General features: G+C 72.7%; 11 protein-coding genes. 4 read left to right on the top strand and 7 right to left on the bottom strand.

What is annotated here, in order from left to right:
- Positions 1-80 precede the first annotated feature (80 nt).
- Together ACTOQ1_RS25465 and ACTOQ1_RS25460 are read right to left on the bottom strand one after the other, a co-directional pair.
- Positions 81-2,957, bottom strand: coding sequence for an ATP-binding protein (locus ACTOQ1_RS25465; protein ID WP_440070538.1), 2,877 nt, complete (start codon positions 2,955-2,957; stop codon positions 81-83).
- 124 nt (positions 2,958-3,081) lie between these two features.
- Complete coding sequence (locus ACTOQ1_RS25460; protein ID WP_440070537.1) at positions 3,082-3,243, bottom strand: hypothetical protein; 162 nt, start codon at positions 3,241-3,243, stop codon at positions 3,082-3,084.
- Positions 3,244-3,608: 365 nt separating this feature from the next.
- Between ACTOQ1_RS25460 and deoC the strand changes: the two genes are divergently transcribed.
- From deoC to ACTOQ1_RS25445, 3 genes are all read left to right on the top strand, one after another.
- Positions 3,609-4,547, top strand: coding sequence for a deoxyribose-phosphate aldolase (gene deoC / locus ACTOQ1_RS25455; RefSeq protein ID WP_440070536.1), 939 nt, complete (start codon positions 3,609-3,611; stop codon positions 4,545-4,547).
- Positions 4,548-4,556: 9 nt separating this feature from the next.
- Positions 4,557-5,984, top strand: a complete 1,428-nt coding sequence (locus tag ACTOQ1_RS25450; RefSeq protein WP_440070535.1) for an aldehyde dehydrogenase family protein — start codon at positions 4,557-4,559, stop codon at positions 5,982-5,984.
- 182 nt (positions 5,985-6,166) lie between these two features.
- Positions 6,167-7,141 (top strand): aldehyde dehydrogenase family protein, encoded by a 975-nt coding sequence (locus tag ACTOQ1_RS25445; RefSeq protein WP_440070534.1) that lies wholly within the window; start codon positions 6,167-6,169, stop codon positions 7,139-7,141.
- A gap of 164 nt (positions 7,142-7,305) precedes the next feature.
- Here ACTOQ1_RS25445 and ACTOQ1_RS25440 read toward each other — a convergent pair whose 3' ends face one another.
- Both ACTOQ1_RS25440 and ACTOQ1_RS25435 read right to left on the bottom strand, forming a co-directional pair.
- On the bottom strand, positions 7,306-8,712 hold the full coding sequence (locus tag ACTOQ1_RS25440; protein WP_440070533.1) for an amidase: 1,407 nt from the start codon (positions 8,710-8,712) through the stop codon (positions 7,306-7,308).
- Between the two features lie 118 nt (positions 8,713-8,830).
- Positions 8,831-11,515, bottom strand: a complete 2,685-nt coding sequence (locus ACTOQ1_RS25435) for an ATP-dependent RNA helicase (protein ID WP_440070532.1) — start codon at positions 11,513-11,515, stop codon at positions 8,831-8,833.
- Between the two features lie 319 nt (positions 11,516-11,834).
- On the opposite strand from ACTOQ1_RS25435, the gene ACTOQ1_RS25430 reads away from it, so the two are divergent.
- Positions 11,835-13,064 (top strand): extracellular catalytic domain type 1 short-chain-length polyhydroxyalkanoate depolymerase, encoded by a 1,230-nt coding sequence (locus ACTOQ1_RS25430; protein ID WP_440070531.1) that lies wholly within the window; start codon positions 11,835-11,837, stop codon positions 13,062-13,064.
- 202 nt (positions 13,065-13,266) lie between these two features.
- Here ACTOQ1_RS25430 and ACTOQ1_RS25425 read toward each other — a convergent pair whose 3' ends face one another.
- The 3 genes from ACTOQ1_RS25425 to ACTOQ1_RS25415 all read right to left on the bottom strand — a co-directional run bounded on the left by ACTOQ1_RS25425 (position 13,267) and on the right by ACTOQ1_RS25415 (position 16,829).
- Positions 13,267-13,734, bottom strand: a complete 468-nt coding sequence (locus ACTOQ1_RS25425; protein ID WP_440070530.1) for a DUF417 family protein — start codon at positions 13,732-13,734, stop codon at positions 13,267-13,269.
- Positions 13,735-13,941: 207 nt separating this feature from the next.
- Positions 13,942-15,747: a glycoside hydrolase family 15 protein gene (locus ACTOQ1_RS25420; RefSeq protein ID WP_440070529.1), complete on the bottom strand. Its 1,806-nt coding sequence runs from the start codon at positions 15,745-15,747 to the stop codon at positions 13,942-13,944.
- A 251-nt stretch (positions 15,748-15,998) separates the two neighbouring features.
- The gene (locus ACTOQ1_RS25415; protein ID WP_440070528.1) at positions 15,999-16,829 is read right to left on the bottom strand and encodes an undecaprenyl-diphosphate phosphatase; all 831 of its coding nucleotides are present in this window, start codon (positions 16,827-16,829) and stop codon (positions 15,999-16,001) included.
- Between the last annotated feature and the right edge of the window lie 154 nt (positions 16,830-16,983).

Below are 16,983 nucleotides of genomic sequence, written 5' to 3'. Positions count from 1 at the left end.
AGGAGGCCGGCCCCTGATACGGGCAGCGCCCCGCCCAGCCGTACCGTCGTCGGTGATCGCCTTCGGCGAGGGAGCGGGAGTCAGCCGATCAGGGCGAGGCGGCGGGCGGCCGCGGCCGCCTCGCCCCGGGTGGAGACGCCCAGCTTGCCGAGGATGTTGGAGACGTGAACGCTCACGGTCTTGACCGAGATGAACAGCTCGGCGGCGATCTCGCGGTTGGACCGTCCCAGCGCGACCAGCCGGAGCACCTCCAGCTCGCGCGGGGTCAGCGGAGACTCCTCGCCCCCGGCCTGCCCGGTGGTTCCGGCCTGCTCGGTGAGGGAGATCCCGATCCTGCGGGCGAGTGCCTCGATCTCGGTGGCCAGCGGCCGGGCGGAGAGCGCCACGGCGATCGGGTGGGCCGCGCGCAGCCGGGACGCGGCACCGTCGCGGTCACCGGCGCCGGCCGCCGTCCGTCCCCCGTGCAGCAGCGACTTCGCCTGGGGGAAGGGGCGGCCCAGCCGTTCCCAGGCGGCGGCCGCGGCGTCGTGGTCGCGGGTGAGTCCGAGCCGGTAGGCCTCGGCGACGGGACTGTCCACGGCCATCGCCGCCGCGGCCCTGCCGACGTGGGCGCGCAGCGCCGCCACCCGTTCCGGCGCGAGCTCCTCGACCGTCTCGCAGATGCCGCCGAGCAGGCCGAGCGTCCGCCAGCCCAGCATGGGCTTGCTCGTGATCTGCGCTTCGCGGGCGACCCGTTCGGCGACCTCCAGCGCGGCCAGCGGCTCCCCGCCGAGCATGTGCAGGCCGATCATGAGCCGGGCGTTGGCGGTCAGCTCCTGCGTGAACTCCTCGGGGACGGTGCCGAACGCGCCCACCTCGTCCAGGACGGATCTGAGCACGTCCGTCTCGCCGCGGGCGACCGCCACGTCCCCGCGGACCCGCCGCAGGTGGTGGCGGGTGCGCAGGGTGGGGTCCTTGCCGAGGATCTGCTCGATCAGCCGGGCGGCCTCGTCGAACCTGCCCAGCGCCTCCAGCGCCTCGGCCCGGTTGTTGGCGATGAACGTGCCCTGGTCCCGGTAGCGGCCGTACTTCCTCGCCAGCCGCTCCCCTTCGAGCGCGAGCTCGATCGCCTCGGTGGAGCGGCCCATGTTGTTCAGCGCGTCCACGTTGTTGGCGATGGCGCGCAGGACGCTGCGGCCGGACTCGACGCGCTCGCCGATCGCCTGCGCGGCCTCGTTGAGCTCGATCGTGGCCTCGATGTGCCCCGCGATCGAGTGGCCCAGCGCGAGGTTGAGCAGCAGCTCCGCCTCCAGGGTCTCCTCGCCGCGCTCGCGCGCGATCCGCAGCGCCTCCTCGGTGAGCGCCGTCCCCTCCGCCAGCTCGCCGCTGAATATCAGGTACGAGCCCAGCTTGGACAGCACCTCGGCGCGCTCCAGCCCCGGTTCGGGGACCAGCCGCTCGGCGTAGCGGAGATCGTCGAGCACTCCCGGCCGCCGCCTGGCCTTCTTGAACTGCGATCTCCGTACGACCAGGTTCGCCACCCGGGCGGGCTCGGTCCGCTCGTCGAGCTCGTTCAGCGCGGCCTTGACGAACTTGCTGCCCCGGTCGACCTCCCCGCAGGCGCTCGCGGCCTCGGCGGCCTGCTCCAGGACGGTGGTGTGGTCCACGCCGATGCGCTCGGCGGCGTCGGGGACCTTGCTCCACAGCGTGAGCACCCGCTCCAGCAGCTGCAGCATCTCCCGGTGGGCGAAGGTCTTGGCGGCCTTGCCCGCCGCCTCCCAGGCGGAGATGAGGGCCCAGAGGTCGTCGCGGGCGGAGTGCCAGTGGTGGGCGATCTCGATGGCGGCCCGGCCGGGAGGCACCAGCGTGCGGTCGTTGCCGATCTCCTCGGCGAAGCGGGCGTGCAGCCGTACGTGCTCGCCGGGCAGGAGCTCGTCGTGCACGGCCTCGCGGATCAGCGCGTGCCGGAAGACGTAGGCGCGGCCGTCGGCGACCTGCAGCACGTTGGCGGCGATCGCGGTGCGCAGCGCGTCGTCGAGCTCGACGTCAGACAGCGCGCTGACCGCGGCGAGCAGGGCGTGGCTCACCCGGATGCCGCCGGCGGCGGCGATGCGCAGCACCCGCTGCGTCTCCTCGGGGAGCCGCTCCACGGAGCCGATGATCAGGTCGTGCAGGGAGTCGGGGAAGGTGCAGTCGCCGCCGCATTCCATCAGCGCCTCGACGAACAGCGGGATGCCCTCGCTGCGCTGGAAGACCTTGTCGACCAGGGCGAACTCGGGCGCGATGCCGAGGATGCCTGCCATCTGGGCGGCCACCTCGGGCCGGGTGAGCCGGGGCAGGTCCATCCGGAGGACCCCGTCCAGCCGGCCGAGCTCGGCGAGCACCGGCCGGAGCGGGTGCTGGCGGTGGAGCTCGTCGGAGCGGTAGGTGAGGACCATCAGCACGGGAGCGGTACGGAGGTTCCGGCTGAGGAAGGCGATCAGGTCGCGGCTGGAGCTGTCGGCCCAGTGGACGTCCTCGATGAGGAGGATCACCGGGTGGCGCTCCGCGAGCCGTTCCAGCAGGGTGAGGATCTGCTCGAAGAGCCGGGCGCGGGCGGTGTCGCTCTCCGTGTCGCCGCTCGGCTCGCCGAACTCGGGGAGCAGCCGGGCCAGGTCGCGCGCCCCGCCCTCGGGGAGCAGGGCCGCGACCACCTCGGCGCCGCACTCGCGGACGAGCTGGCGGATCGCCGCGGTGAACGGCGCGTAGGCGAGGCCCTCGGTCGACAGCTCCACGCAGCCCCCGTTGAGCACGTGGGCGCCGTCGGCCGTGGCCCGTTCCGCGAAACACCCGATCAGCCGTGACTTGCCGACGCCCGCCTCGCCACCGAGCAGCACGGTCACCGCCGCGTCCTTCCGGGCCTGCTCGAACGCCTCGGTCAGGTCCGCAAGCTCCCGCTCCCGCCCCACGAAGACGGGACTTACCGCCCGACCAACCATGTCTGCCAGCATGTCATGCCTTAAAGATGTGATCTCCCTATTTTTCGCTCGGTGAAATCGGTGGTTCAGGGGGGCAGTGAGGCCCGGCCGGGCAGATGGGGACGGCCGGGCGCTCGGGGCGGGGTCATGCCGGGATGATCTTGCCGAAGAAGCCCCTGCGGCGCTTCTCGGAAGAGTGGGCCTTCCTGTCCTCCTGCGCCTCGCGGGCGCGGCGGTAGTTGTCCGCCTCCTCGCGGAGTTCGGTGGTCCGGTGGGCGATCATCTGAAGGTGGAACTCGGGACCCATGAGGGTTCCTTCCTGGTGTGGCGCCTCGCGGCGCGCTTTCCTTACAGACTCAAGGTTCGTCCTAAGGCCCCCGGTCCCACATCGGGAGGATGTCCTATCTCCCGGACGCTTCCCGCCCCGGCACTACCTAGATCACGCCTAGGCCGTCCCGGCACTACCTAGACGGCGCCGATTCGCCTCCCCGGCAGGGGCCCCGGCCCCCGTGTCCCCCGGAACGACCCCGCGCCACCGCCGGGCCCCGGGCGGCAGGGCGCCCCCGCGCGCGGGGGGCGGTCGGCGGATGTTGACGAAAACCGGCGGGGCCGCTGGGCAGGGTCCAGTTTGGAAGTAATCACACCAGTAGGCATGCTGGAGAGGTGTCAACTATGACGACCTCGCTCACCGACGTGGCAACGTCCAACGTCGCGCTGCGAAGCTTCCTGCACGGCCTGCCCGGTGTCGACCGCGTGGGCGCCGACCAGCGCGCCGCGATGCTCGGCACCCGATCCATCAAGACCACGGCCAAGGCCCGGGCCATCGACCTCGCCATCGGCATGGTGGACCTGACGACCCTGGAGGGCGCGGACACCCCGGGTAAGGTCCGCGCGATGTGCGCCAAGGCCGTCCACCCCGACCCGGCCGACCCCTCCGTGCCCAGGGTGGCCGCGGTGTGCGTCTACCCCGACATGGTCGCCGAGGCCGCGGCGGCCGTGAAGGGCTCCGGTGTCAAGGTGGCCAGTGTCGCGACCGCCTTCCCCAGCGGGCGCTCCTCGCTCGACGTCAAGATCGCCGACACCACCTTCGCGGTGGCGGCCGGCGCCGACGAGATCGACATGGTCATCGACCGGGGCGCGTTCCTCTCGGGTGACTACCTCAAGGTCTTCGAGGAGATCGTCGCGATCAAGGCCGCGTGCGGCGACGCCCACCTGAAGGTGATCCTGGAGACCGGCGAGCTGTCCACGTACGACAACGTGCGCCGCGCGTCCTGGCTGGCCATGCTCGCCGGGGGCGACTTCATCAAGACCTCCACCGGAAAGGTGCAGCCCGCCGCGACCCTCCCCGTGACGCTGGTCATGCTGGAGGCGGTCCGCGACTTCCTGGCCGCGACCGGCCGCAAGGTCGGGGTGAAGCCCGCGGGCGGCATCAAGACCACCAAGGACGCGATCAAGATGCTCGTCCTGGTCAACGAGACCGTCGGAGACGGCTGGCTCGACCCCGACTGGTTCCGGCTCGGCGCCTCCAGCGTCCTCAACGACCTGCTGATGCAGCGCCAGAAGCTGGCCACCGGCAGGTACGCGGGTCCCGACTACTTCACTCTCGACTAAGGCGTTCACATGTTTGAGTACGCACCGGCGCCCGAGTCGCGTGACGTCGTCGACATCAGGCCGTCCTACGGCCTGTTCATCGGCGGCGAGTGGGTCGACTCCCAGGGTGAGAACCGCAACAAGACCGTCAACCCGGCCTCCGAGGAGGTCCTGGCGGAGGTCGCCTGGGCCACCGAGGCCGATGTCGACCGGGCGGTCCAGGCCGCCCGCAAGGCGTTCGGCGTCTGGTCGGCGATGCCCGGCTCGGAGCGGGCCAAGTACCTGTTCCGGATCGCGCGCATCATCCAGGAGCGCTCGCGCGAGCTGGCCGTGCTGGAGTCCCTGGACAACGGCAAGCCGATCCGCGAGTCCCGCGACGTGGACCTGCCCCTGGTGGCGGCCCACTTCTTCTACTACGCCGGCTGGGCCGACAAGCTCGGCCACGCCGGGTACGGTCCCAGCCCGCGCCCGCTCGGGGTGGCCGGCCAGGTCATCCCGTGGAACTTCCCGCTGCTCATGCTCGCGTGGAAGATCGCGCCCGCGCTGGCCTGCGGCAACACGGTCGTCCTCAAGCCCGCGGAGACCACCCCGCTGACCGCGCTGCTGTTCGCGGAGATCTGCGCGCAGGCCGACCTGCCGCCCGGCGTGGTCAACATCGTGACGGGCGCGGGCGAGACCGGCGCCGCCCTGGTGAACCACCCCGACGTGAACAAGGTGGCCTTCACCGGCTCCACCGAGGTCGGCCGCCGGATCGCCAGGTCGGTCGCGGGCACCGGCAAGAAGGTCACCCTGGAGCTCGGCGGCAAGGCCGCGAACATCGTCTTCGAGGACGCCGCGCTCGACCAGGCCGTCGAGGGCATCGTCAACGGGATCTTCTTCAACCAGGGCCACGTCTGCTGCGCGGGCTCCCGGCTGCTGGTGCAGGAGTCGATCGAGACGGAGCTGCTCGACGCGCTGAAGCGGCGGCTCGCCACCCTCCGGCTGGGCGACCCGCTGGACAAGAACACCGACATCGGCGCGATCAACTCCGCGGCCCAGCTCGCCAAGATCCGCGAGCTGTCCGACCTGGGGGAGGCGGAGGGCGCCGAGCGCTGGTCCCCGGCCTGCTCGCTGCCCGACAAGGGCTTCTGGTTCCCGCCGACCATCTTCACCGGCGTCGCCCAGTCGCACCGGATCGCCCGCGAGGAGGTCTTCGGCCCCGTCCTTTCCGTGCTGACCTTCCGGACCCCGGCCGAGGCGGTGGAGAAGGCCAACAACACCCCGTTCGGCCTGTCGGCGGGCGTGTGGACGGAGAAGGGCTCGCGCATCCTGTGGATGGCGGACAGGCTCCGCGCCGGCGTCGTCTGGGCCAACACCTTCAACCGGTTCGACCCCACCTCGCCGTTCGGCGGCTACAAGGAGTCCGGATACGGGCGCGAGGGCGGGCGGCACGGGCTGGAGGCGTATCTCGATGTGTGAGCATCACAGGGCCAGACGCCGCCCCCGCCGTGCCCAGAGCACCCGGGGCCACGGCTTCGCCCGCGCCGGACGGCCGGTGCTGCGGGGCTGGTTCGCCCACCGGTGCGGCGTGAGCCGTTGCGGTCAGATCTTCGTGCCGGCCCGGCTGGCGCAGCAGGAGAGCTCGTGGAGAGGGCTGGGAAATGAGTAAGGCGGAGCGGCCGGGCCGGGCGCGGGCGGGCAAGCAGGCGGGTGCCCCCGCGACGGACGGTACGGGCGAGGACGCCGGGAACCGTACCGGCGAGGGCGAGGGGAGCCGCGGGTCCGCGCGTCTCGCCGTGCGCAAGACGTACAAGCTGTACATCGGCGGGGCGTTCCCGCGCTCCGAGAGCGGAAGGTCCTACGCCGTGGCCTCCTCCAGGGGCGACTTCCTCGCCAACGCCTCCAAGGCCTCCCGCAAGGACGCCCGCGACGCGGTGACGGCCGCGCGCAAGGCCTTCGGCGGCTGGTCGGGCGCCACCGCGTACAACCGGGGGCAGATCCTCTACCGCGTCGCCGAGATGCTGGAGGGCCGCCGGGCCCAGTTCGCCGCCGAACTGGCGGAGACCGGGACGAGGAAGGCCGGGGAGGTCGTGGACGCGGCCGTCGACCGGCTGGTCTGGTACGCCGGATGGTCCGACAAGATCGCCGCCGTCGCCGGATCCTCCAACCCGGTCGCGGGGCCCTATTTCAACATCTCCTCGCCGGAGCCGACCGGCGTGGTCGCGGTGGTCGCCCCCGACGAGCCGCTGCTGGGGCTCGTCTCGGTGATCGCCCCGGTGATCGTCACGGGCAACACCTGCGTCGTGATCGCGAGCGAGCGAGCCCCGCTGCCCTCGATCACCCTGGCCGAGGTGCTCGCCACCTCGGACCTGCCCGGCGGGGTGGTGAACATCCTCACCGGCTCGGTCGCCGAGATCGCCCCCTGGCTGGCCGCGCACATGGACGTCAACGCCCTCGACCTCACCGGGGTCGCCGACGAGGGCCTGGCGGTCGCGTGCGAGGAGGCGGCGGCGGAGAACCTCAAGCGCGTCTTCCGTCCCGCCACGACCGCGACCGACTGGTCCGCCGATCCCGGCACCAGGCGCCTGACGGCCTTCCTGGAGACCAAGACCGTCTGGCACCCCACCGGCGTCTGACACGCCCGGCCCGCCGCGTCCGGCCCCGCCAGGTCCGCCTCGCGGGCTCCGGCGCGCCAGGCTCCACGGCGTCCGGTCCGTGACGCCTGGTCCGCCGGGTCCGGCGCGCCAGGCGTCGCCGTGTCCGGCCCCGCCGGGCCTGGCGGGGCCGGCGGGGCCGGTGGTCAGGGGAGCGGGGCGTGGCGGGTCCAGGGGTGGGCGGCCTCCAGCTGGCCGGCCAGGGCCAGGAGCTGCGCCTCGCCACCCGGTGCCGCGACGAGCTGGACCCCGATCGGCATGCCGTTGGAGTGCCTGCCGTACGGGACGTTCATGGCCGGCCAGCCGGCCATGTTCCACGCCGCGGTGGCGGGCGCGTAGGCCAGGTTGACGCGGACGTTGGCCAGCAGCCCCCGGCGGCCCCAGCGCTCGGCGGGCGGCGGCACGGCGGCGAGCGTCGGGGTGACGAGCACGTCGGCGTTCCCGAACCACTGGTCGGCGCCGTACGCGCGCCAGCGGTCGCGGCCCGCCGCGCCGTCCGCCCCGAACCTGGCGAGCAGCCGGCCCATCCTCGCCAGGGACCTGGTGCGCCGCTCCAGCCCGCGCGGGTCGAGGCCCTCGACGTCGCTCCTGGCGCACGCGAACCAGGTGGCCACGGCGGCGGCGCCGACCCGGAGGGACATCGGCTCGGCATGGTCCACCACGGTGTGCCCCGCCGCGCCCAGCGCCTCCGCCGCCCCGGTCACCGCCCGCTGGAACTCGGCGTCCACCGAGAGCCCCGGCGGCAGCGGCATCGGCGCGACCGCGACCCGCAGCCTCAGCGGTTCCGACAGGGTGAGCCCGCCCGGATAGTCGTCGATGGCGCGGCCCACGCCCAGGGCCTCGCTCTCCCCGGGCGTCGCCAGCGACATGTCGTTCGCCATGACGGCGAGGGCGAGGGCGAGGTCGGCCACGGTGGTGGCCAGCGGCCCGTTCTCCGACATCCCGTACCAGTCGTGCTCCGGCGGCGGGACCAGCCCGTGTCCCGGCTTGATCGAGAGCAGGCCGCAGCAGGCGGCGGGGATGCGCAGCGAGCCCAGCCCGTCGTTGCCGTGGGCCAGCGGCACCATCCCCGCCGCCACGGCCGCCGCGCTCCCGCCCGAGGAGCCGCCGGGGGTGCGGCTCGGATCCCACGGGTTGCGGGTGACGCCGTACACGCTGTCGGAGAATCCGGCCAGGCACAGCTCCGGCACGTTGGTGATGCCGACGACCACCGCGCCCGCCGCCCTCAGCCTGGCGACCACGGGATGATCCTCGTCCGCGGGCACGTCGGACGTCGCCGCCGAACCGTTGCGCGACGCCTCCCCGCGGGTCGCGACATTGTCCTTGATCGCGATCGGCACCCCGGCGAGCGGCAGCACGGACAGGTCCTCCCGCTCCTGCAGGGCCCGCGCCTCGGCCAGCGCCCGCTCGGCGAGGACCACGCGGAACGCCCCGACCCGCCCGTCGCGCTCGGCGATGGCGTCGAGGTGCTCGGCGACCACCACGGGTGCCGTGACCTTCCCCCGTCGCACGGCATCCGCGATCTCCACTGCGGAACTTCCCACCCACGACATGCACCGAGTGTGGTCTGGCGAGTGCGTAAGGGGAAGCGTCCCACGTCTCAATCAGATGACTTGTCCGGCTCATCGGCGTTATTTCGCCCGGCGCGACCGGGCTTCCGGCCCGCCGGGGTCAGCGGCGGGGATTGGTACGGCGGGTGGCGGTGGCCGACAGGGGATCGTCGGGCCAGGGATGCCGGGGATAGCGCCCGCGGAGCTCGGCGCGGACCGCGCGGTAGCCCTCGCGCCAGAAGGAGGCCAGGTCGGCGGTGACGGCGGCCGGGCGGCCCGCGGGGGAGAGCAGGTGGATCACCAGCGGGACCCCGGCGACGCGCGGGGCCTCGGCCCAGCCGAACAGCTCCTGCACCTTGGCCGCCAGCACCGGCCGCTCGCCCGAGTAGTCGATCCTGACCCGCGACCCGCTCGGCACCTCGACCCGCTCCGGGGCCACCTCCGCCAGCCGGGCGTTCCACGGGACCAGGCGGTGCAGCGCGGAGACCACGTCGAGGCGCTCCAGGTCCGACCGGCGGCGGGCTCGCGACAGCTCGGGCTCCAGCCAGCGGTCGGCCGCGCCGATCAGCGCGTCGTCGTCCGTCTCGGGCCACGGGTCGCCGAGCGTGCGGCGGCAGAAGGCCAGCCGCTCGCGCAGGGCCACGGCCTCGGGTGTCCAGCGCAGGATCGACAGGCCCTCCGCGCGCAGGCCCTCCAGGACGGCGGGCCGCACGTCGGCGCCGCGGAGCGCGCGGCTGGACAGCTCGATCGCGCCCAGTCGCTCCACCCGCCGCGCCGACACGTCGCCGCGCCGCCCTCCCGGCGGGGTGTACCAGGTGATCTCCTCACCGGAGCTGTACAGGGAGGCCGCGGCGAGCCTGGCGATCTCCTCGTCGATCACCACCGCCTGCCTGATCCTGGCGGACGCCGCTCCGGTGGGCCGGTCGGCGACCGCGACGGCCAGCCACTCCGCCGTCTCCAGCCGCGACCCGCGCGGCAGCTCCGCCGCCGTTCCCGAGGCCATCAGGTACGAGCCGCCGCGCCGTCGCGCCACCCGCTCCGGGTAGGCCAGCGCCACGACCGTCCCGGCCACGGCGTCGTCGCCGTTCCCCGGCCGGACGGCACCCGCCGCTTTCCGGCCCGCACGCCGGGCTGTGCCGGGCACGGCCCGCGCCAGGCGTCCCGCCTCCTGGCGCCAGCGGGCGGAGAAGCCGTCACCGCCCCGGCGCGCGGAGCGCCAGACCGCCACCAGGTCGTCGCCCGCGTCCCTGGGCAGTTGCTCCGACAGCAGCGCCACCACCTCGGCGGCCCGGGACCCGGCGCCGATCCCGTCCGCGCCGGTGTCCGTGCCGGCGTCGATCAGGGCACGGGCCAGGCGCGGATGGACCCCGACCCCGGCCATCCGCCGTCCCCGGTCGGTCACCCGGCCCGCGGGGGGAAGATCGGGCGAGTGCTCCGGCGCGCCCGGTGGCCGCGGCGTGCCGGGAGAGTCCAACGCGCCCAGGGCGTACAGGGTGCGGCGGGCGGCGTCCATCGCGGCGGCCGGCGGCGCGTCGAGCAGGGCCAGGCCGGTGGCGGCCGGATCGCCCCAGCAGGCGACCTGGAGGGCGAAGCCGGTCAGGTCGGCGAGCGCGATCTCGGGTCGCGCGTGCTCGGGCAACCGGTCGTGCTCGGCCCGCGACCAGCACCGGTAGACCACGCCCGGCGCCTCGCGGCCCGCCCGCCCCGCCCGCTGGGTGGCCGAGGCCCTGGACGCGCGGACGGTGGTGAGCGAGCCGAGACCGCGCGCGTGGTCGGTACGGGGCTCCCTGGCCAGGCCGGAGTCGACCACGATCCGCACGCCCGGCACGGTCAGGCTCGACTCGGCGACCGAGGTGGCGAGCACCACCCTCCTCCCGTCGCCCGGGGACAGGACCGCGTCCTGGACGCGGGCCGGGGCCTGGCCGTGCACCTGGAGGACCTCGACGCCGGCCTGGCCAGGGAGCATCGCGGCCACCCGGCCGATCTCGCCGACGCCCGGCAGGAAGCAGAGCACGTCCCCCTCGTGCTCGGCCAGCGCGCGCCGTACGACACCGGCGACGTGGGCCAGGAACGCCGGGTCCACCCGCATGCCGTGGGGCGGTGCGACGGTCCCGGTGGGCGGTGCCCAGACGGGCGTGACCGGGTGCATGGTGCCGGAGGCGTGCACGATCGGCGCGGGTTCGCCGGGTTCACCGGGTTCGCCGGGTTCACCGGGTTCACCGGGTTCACCGGAGGCATCGGAGGGGGCGGTGTCGCCGGGCGCGGGGGGATCGCCGGGGGAGCCGAGGAGACGGGCCCAGGGGGCGGCGTCGGCGGTGGCGGAGGTGGCGACGATCCGCAGGTCGGGGCGGAGCGCGGCGCGGACGTCGAGGAGGAACGCCAGCGCGGTGTCGGCGTCCAGGTGGCGCTCGTGGCACTCGTCGAGCAGGACCGCGTCCACTCCTTCGAGCTCGGGGTCGCGCTGGAGCCGCTGCAGGAGGACTCCCGTGGTGACGACCTCGACGACCGTCCTCGGACCCACCCTGCGCTCGCCGCGTATCGAGAACCCGACCTCCGCCCCCACCTCGGACTCCAGCAGCCACGCCATCCGCCTCGCCGCCGCCCGTACCGCCATCCGCCTCGGCTCGGCCACGATCACCCGCCTGGGCGCCGAGCCGTCGAGGAGCCCGGCCAGCGCGAGCGGGACGAGCGTGGTCTTGCCGGTGCCCGGGGGAGCGGTGAGCACGGCGACGCCCCGCCCGTCCAGCGCCGCGAGCAACTCGGGCAGAACGTGACGTACGGGTAGGCCGGACCAGTCGGAACGCACCCGTCCAGTGTCCCCGAGTCCGGTACCGGGTGAGACGCGGCGATCACCTGGAGCCCGTGGAGGCCGGGGAACCCGAGGAGACCGGACAGCCCGGGAAGCCCGTGGAGCCAGCGGAAGCCGTGGGGCCCAGGCGGTCCGGCCGGTCCGCGGTCCGGAGGTTCGTGAGATCCGGGGAAGGGGAGGCCCGCCCGCCACCGTGTGATCCATAACGCGGCGGCGAAGAGTGTGTCTCGGGAACATGTCAAACGGGTTACGACGGTTTTAACGTGCGCTGGTAAGGGCCGGTGATACAGGTCACAGGGCCACAAAGGAGCACCTCATGGCAGCATCCCTTCCGGCGGGTCTTCTCCGCATCCTTCTCACCCTGTCGCTCGGACTGCTCGGACTCCTCGGCGCGGCGACCGCGACGACGTCTCCCGCTCGGGCCGCGTCCCTCGTCCAGGTCGGCTCGTTCGGCAGCAACCCCGGCAACCTCACCATGTACAGCTACCGGCCCGACGGCTCGACCGCCGGACGCCCGCTGGTGGTCCTGCTGCACGGCTGCACGCAGAACGCGAGCGGCTACTTCGCCAACTCGGGATGGCGCAAGTACGCCGACCAGTCGGGATTCACCCTCGTGCTGCCGCAGACCGGCAGCGCGAACAACTCGTCGAGCTGTTTCAACTGGTTCGAGACCGGCGACACCACCCGGGGCCAGGGCGAGGCCGCCTCGATCCGCGCCATGGTCGCCTACGCGGTCTCCACCTACGGGTCCGACCCGGCGCGCGTCTACGTCTCCGGCCTGTCGGCGGGCGGGGCGATGTCGGCCGTCATGCTCGCCACGTACCCGGACGTCTTCGCGGGCGGCTCGATCGGGGCGGGGCTCGCCTACCGGTGCGCCGCCGGCCTGCTCCAGGCCTCCACCTGCCAGTACGGACCGGTCAGCAAGACCCCGCAGCAGTGGGGCGACCTGGTGCGCAACGCCCACTCCGGCTACTCGGGACCGTACCCGCGCGTCGCGATCTGGCAGGGGCTGTCCGACTACACCGTCGTCCCGGCCAACGCGGCCCAGCTGCGCGACCAGTGGACGAACGTGCGGGGCGTCTCGCAGAGCCCCACCTCCACGCGGAGCCTCACCGGCGGCACCTCCCTGAAGGTGTACGGGAACGACGCGGTGCGCGTGTACGAGATCACCGGCATGGGACACGGCCTGCCGATCGATCCCGGCGGCGCCGCCGACCAGTGCGGCAGCGCGGCGGCCTACTTCCTCGACACCATCTGCTCCGCCTACCACGACGCGCAGTTCTTCGGCCTGACCGGTGGCACGCAGCCGACCCCGAACCCGACCGTCACGCCGACCCCGACCCCCACCCCGACCCCGACGGGGCCCCAGACCTGCGTCAGGGCGAGCAACTACGCCCACACCGTCGCCGGACGGGCCTACCAGTCCGGCGGCTACACCTACGCCAACGGGTCCGACGACGCCATGGGCCTGTGGAACGTCCTCGTCACGCACGGTCTCAAGCAGACCGGTCCCAACCACTGGGTCGTCGCCGACAGCGAGTGCTAGCGATCCTGCGGACGGCGGGAACCCGAACGCGACCGGCCGACCGGCTGATCAGCCGACCGGCCGGTCGTTCGTTCGCGACATCGCCCGCGTCGCGGGCGCGCAGCGGCCGATGCACCTCGGTGTGTCCACGGCGCGTGCGATCATCCCGCGCCGATCGAGGACGAAGCCATCCGAGATCATCGACCCCGGCCGGAACCGGGGGCTACGGGCGCGAGGCGTCTCGCAGGGATTCGGCGGCGGTGAACAGGGAGGCTCCCAGAAGGACGACGTCCTTCACCAGGAACTGGCCCGCGAGGGAGAGCTTCGGCTCCCCGCGCCTTTCCTGCCAGGCCTCCGGCGTGGTGATCAGGAAGCTGAGCGTGGTGGTGAACATCCCCGCCGCCGCCAGGCTGCCGAGCGCCGAGGCCCTGGGGGCGAACGACCTCGCCGCGATCAGCGATCCGATGACGATCTCCGCCACGCCGATGAGCCTGGCCAGCCGCCGTTCGCCGAGCATGGTGGCGAGTCGCGAGAACGGCGGGCTCGAGGTGATCAAGGGGCGGATGTTCTCGACCTCGTAGTCTTCGAACTTGAGCCGCCCGATCATCACCAGGTTGAGCGCCAGTCCGAAACGAAGCGTGGAGGCCCCCGCGATCTGGAGATTGCCGGCGGCCGTGGATCGCGTTCTCATACAGGTATCCCCTCGCATGTGCGTCGCGAATGTCCTGCGTGTGGCCAGTCTACGCCGGGCTGTATTCAGGGCCGCCGAGCAGGACCGCATGCCGGACGGGGAGTGCGGGGGCATCGGCCCACGAGCCGATGGAGCGCTCCGTCGGCTCGATCGTTCTGGCGTGCCGCCACCTGCCTGGCACGCCCGGCTCGTCACCGGCGTCGGGAGTCAGGTGGTGTCGCCGATGGCGCGGGCGGCGTTGATCAGGCCGATGTGGCTGAAGGCCTGCGGGAAGTTGCCGAGGGGCTCCCCGGTGGCCGAGTCGACCTCCTCGGCGAGCAGACCGACGTCATTGGCGTACGACGCGGCGGTCTCGAACGCCCGTCTGGCCGCGGCACCCTCTCCCGTGAGGGCCAGGGCCTGTGCGAGCCAGAAGGTGCACAGCAGGAACGTGCCCTCCTGGCCGGGGAGCCCGTCGGCGGCGTGGTAACGGTGCACCAGGCCTCGATCGTCGGTCAGGTGGGTGGCGATGGCGTGCACGGTGGACCGCACCCGCGGATCGTCCGGGGAGAGGAACCCGACCATGGGCATGACCAGCACGGCGGCATCGAGGTCGGTGCCGTCGAACGTCTGGGTGAAGGCACCCGCACGCTCGTTCCAGCCCCGGGTCAGGATCGCGGCGCGGATCTCCTCGCGAGTGCTCGTCCAGTCGGCGATCCGGGCGTCGGCCCCCAGCATCGGGGCCAGCGCGATGGCCCGATCCAGTCCCACCCAGCACATCAGCTTGGAGTGCGTGAAGTGGCGGCCGGGCCCGCGGACCTCCCACAGGCTCTGGTCGGGCTCCCGCCAGCGACGGGCGGCGGTCTCAGCCACCCCGACCAGAAAAGCGCAGGTGAACGGCTCGAGAGGGCCGGTGTCGCAATAGATCTGATGGGCCGCGTCGAGCAGCTCCCCGTAAACGTCGATCTGGCGCTGGCGCCAGGCGTCGTTGCCGACCCGCACCGGCGCGCTGCCCCGCCAGCCGCGCAGGTGCGGCAGGTGCCGTTCGCTCAGGTCGCGCTCGCCGCCCACGCCGTACATGATCTGCAGGTCGACGCCCCGGTCGAGCTGGGTGGCGCAGGCGTTGGCGAGGAAAGTGAAAAAGGCGGTCTCCTCGATCTCGCAGGTGGCGGTGGACAGGGCCTGCAGGGTGAAGCTGGCGTCCCGGATCCAGGTGTAGCGGTAGTCCCAGTTTCGCTCCCCGCCGATGCTCTCGGGCAGGGAGGTGGTGGCCGCGGCCACGATGGCCCCGGTGGGGGCGTACGTCATCGCACGCAGCACCCGGCCGCTCTGGTTCACCTGTTCACGCCATGGGCCTTCATAGTCGGCGTGATGCCGTGACCAGGAGCGCCAGCCCGAGACGGTGTCCTTCGCCCGGCGTGCGATGTACGGGGGAGTGCGGCACGACGGGTCGGGCGCCCACGCCCAGCCGGCCTGCAGGGCGAACCCCAGGCTCTGCCCGGCGCGCAGGGTGACGGCGGTGTCCGCGACCGACCCGCTCACCCGCAGCTCGACGGGGCTGGACAGGGCGAGGACGTTGGCCCCGCCACGCGAGATCAGGCCGCCTCGGACAGGTTGCATCAGGGGGTGGACGAGCCCGAACTCGGGTCGCGGCACGTACGCCACCTCCACGGTCACGCGACCTTCGACACAGGTCACCTGACGCAGGAGCAGGCCGGGCGAGGACATGCCCAGCGAGTGCCCGCGTTCCCGGCTGCCCAGGGCGAGCGCGTCGAGGAGCACCACGGTTCCGTCCCGGCAGCGGAAGGTGGTCTCGAGCACCAGGGTGTGCTCCAGATACCGGCGGGTGACCTCGGTGGGGCCGGTGGGGCGGATCGACCAGTATCCGGCGTCCTCGTCGAGCAGCCGGGCGAAGAGCGCCGGACTGTCGAATCGCGGCAGGCACAGCCAGTCCACCGAGCCGTCGGAGGTGACCAGCGCGGCGGACCGGCAGTCCGACAGCAGGGCGTAGTCGTTGATCGGTCGCGTACTCAATGGGCACCTCGTCCATCCCCCGGGAAGGATCGTGGAGTTCGCGGCGAGCCATGCGGCCCAGGCGACCCGGGTGGTCCAGGCGGCCCGGGTGGTTCGGACGGGGGGAGGGGGCCTGCCCTGTCTCTTCCCGCTTTTCACCAAGGCCGCTCACTTGACGGGTGAAATTCTTTTCCCGGGCGAAGGGAGGGCCGGGAAGAGCGCGGTGACGGCCGGCTCCTCCGGACCAGCCGTGATCATTCGCCGGACAGGCTCTAGGCCGAGGGGTCGAGGACCCCGAAGCTCACCAGGGCGATGATGATGATCCCGAGGGCGATCCGGTAGATCACGAAGCCGGTGAAGCGGTGGGTGCTGATGTACTTCAGGAACCACGAGACCGCCAGGTAGCCCACGATGAACGAGATCACGGTGGACAGGATCGTGGGGCCCCACTCGGGCGCCGCGCCCTCGCCGATCTTGAACAGCTCCAGGAAGCCCGCGCCCAGCACGGCCGGGATGGCGAGCAGGAAGGAGTACTTCGCGGCCTCCTCGCGGCGGTAGTCCAGCAGCAGTCCGGCGCTGATGGTGCCGCCGGAGCGGGACACGCCGGGGATCAGGGCGAGCGACTGGGCGAAGCCGTAGATCAGGGCGTGGGTGAAGCTGAGGTGCCGCTCCAGGGTGAGCCTGTTGCGGGCGGTGTGGTCGGCGAACCACAGGATCAGGCCGAAGACGATCAGCGTCGTGCCGATCAGGCGCAGGTCGCGGAAGGCGCCCTCGATGGAGTCCTTGAAGAGCAGGCCGAGCACCACGATCGGGATGGTGCCGACGATGACGTACCAGCCCATCCGGGCGGCGTAGTGGCCGCGCAGGTCGGGGGTCCACAGGGACCGCGTCCAGGTGGAGATGATCTCCCAGATCTCCTTGCGGAAGTAGATGACCACCGCGGCCTCGGTGCCGAGCTGGACGACCGCGGTGAACGCGGCTCCCGGGTCCGGCCAGCCGAAGAACGCCGACACGACCCTGATGTGGGCACTGGAGGAGATCGGCAGAAACTCCGTCAATCCCTGAATCAGCCCGAGGACCACCGCTTCGAACCAGCCGATCACTTCAGCACCTTCCGTACCAGCGCGTGCGTAACCTACGCGAGGCTAGCGGAGCGGCGGAGCAACTGTGACCCGGCCGTTCGGCCGATGCCGGCCGCTCTTCTTTCGTGATCGGCCGTAAACCGAACCCGCCCGCCAGACGGTAGTCATCATCGGA

Origin of the sequence: Streptosporangium sp. OZ121 (assembly GCF_051918885.1) — a bacterium.
In the GTDB taxonomy this organism is placed as follows: Bacteria; Actinomycetota; Actinomycetes; order Streptosporangiales; family Streptosporangiaceae; genus Streptosporangium.
Note: the sequence above shows the minus strand (reverse complement) of the source record. Positions and strands in the feature narration are given on the sequence as shown.

Coding starts and splice junctions, on each gene's coding strand:
- ACTOQ1_RS25465 (WP_440070538.1), bottom strand. CDS start 2,957: ATGGTTGGTCGGGCGGTAAGTCCCGTCTTCGTGGGGCGGGAGCGGGAG.
- ACTOQ1_RS25460 (WP_440070537.1), bottom strand. CDS start 3,243: ATGGGTCCCGAGTTCCACCTTCAGATGATCGCCCACCGGACCACCGAA.
- deoC (WP_440070536.1), top strand. CDS start 3,609: ATGACGACCTCGCTCACCGACGTGGCAACGTCCAACGTCGCGCTGCGA.
- ACTOQ1_RS25450 (WP_440070535.1), top strand. CDS start 4,557: ATGTTTGAGTACGCACCGGCGCCCGAGTCGCGTGACGTCGTCGACATC.
- ACTOQ1_RS25445 (WP_440070534.1), top strand. CDS start 6,167: ATGAGTAAGGCGGAGCGGCCGGGCCGGGCGCGGGCGGGCAAGCAGGCG.
- ACTOQ1_RS25440 (WP_440070533.1), bottom strand. CDS start 8,712: ATGTCGTGGGTGGGAAGTTCCGCAGTGGAGATCGCGGATGCCGTGCGA.
- ACTOQ1_RS25430 (WP_440070531.1), top strand. CDS start 11,835: ATGGCAGCATCCCTTCCGGCGGGTCTTCTCCGCATCCTTCTCACCCTG.
- ACTOQ1_RS25425 (WP_440070530.1), bottom strand. CDS start 13,734: ATGAGAACGCGATCCACGGCCGCCGGCAATCTCCAGATCGCGGGGGCC.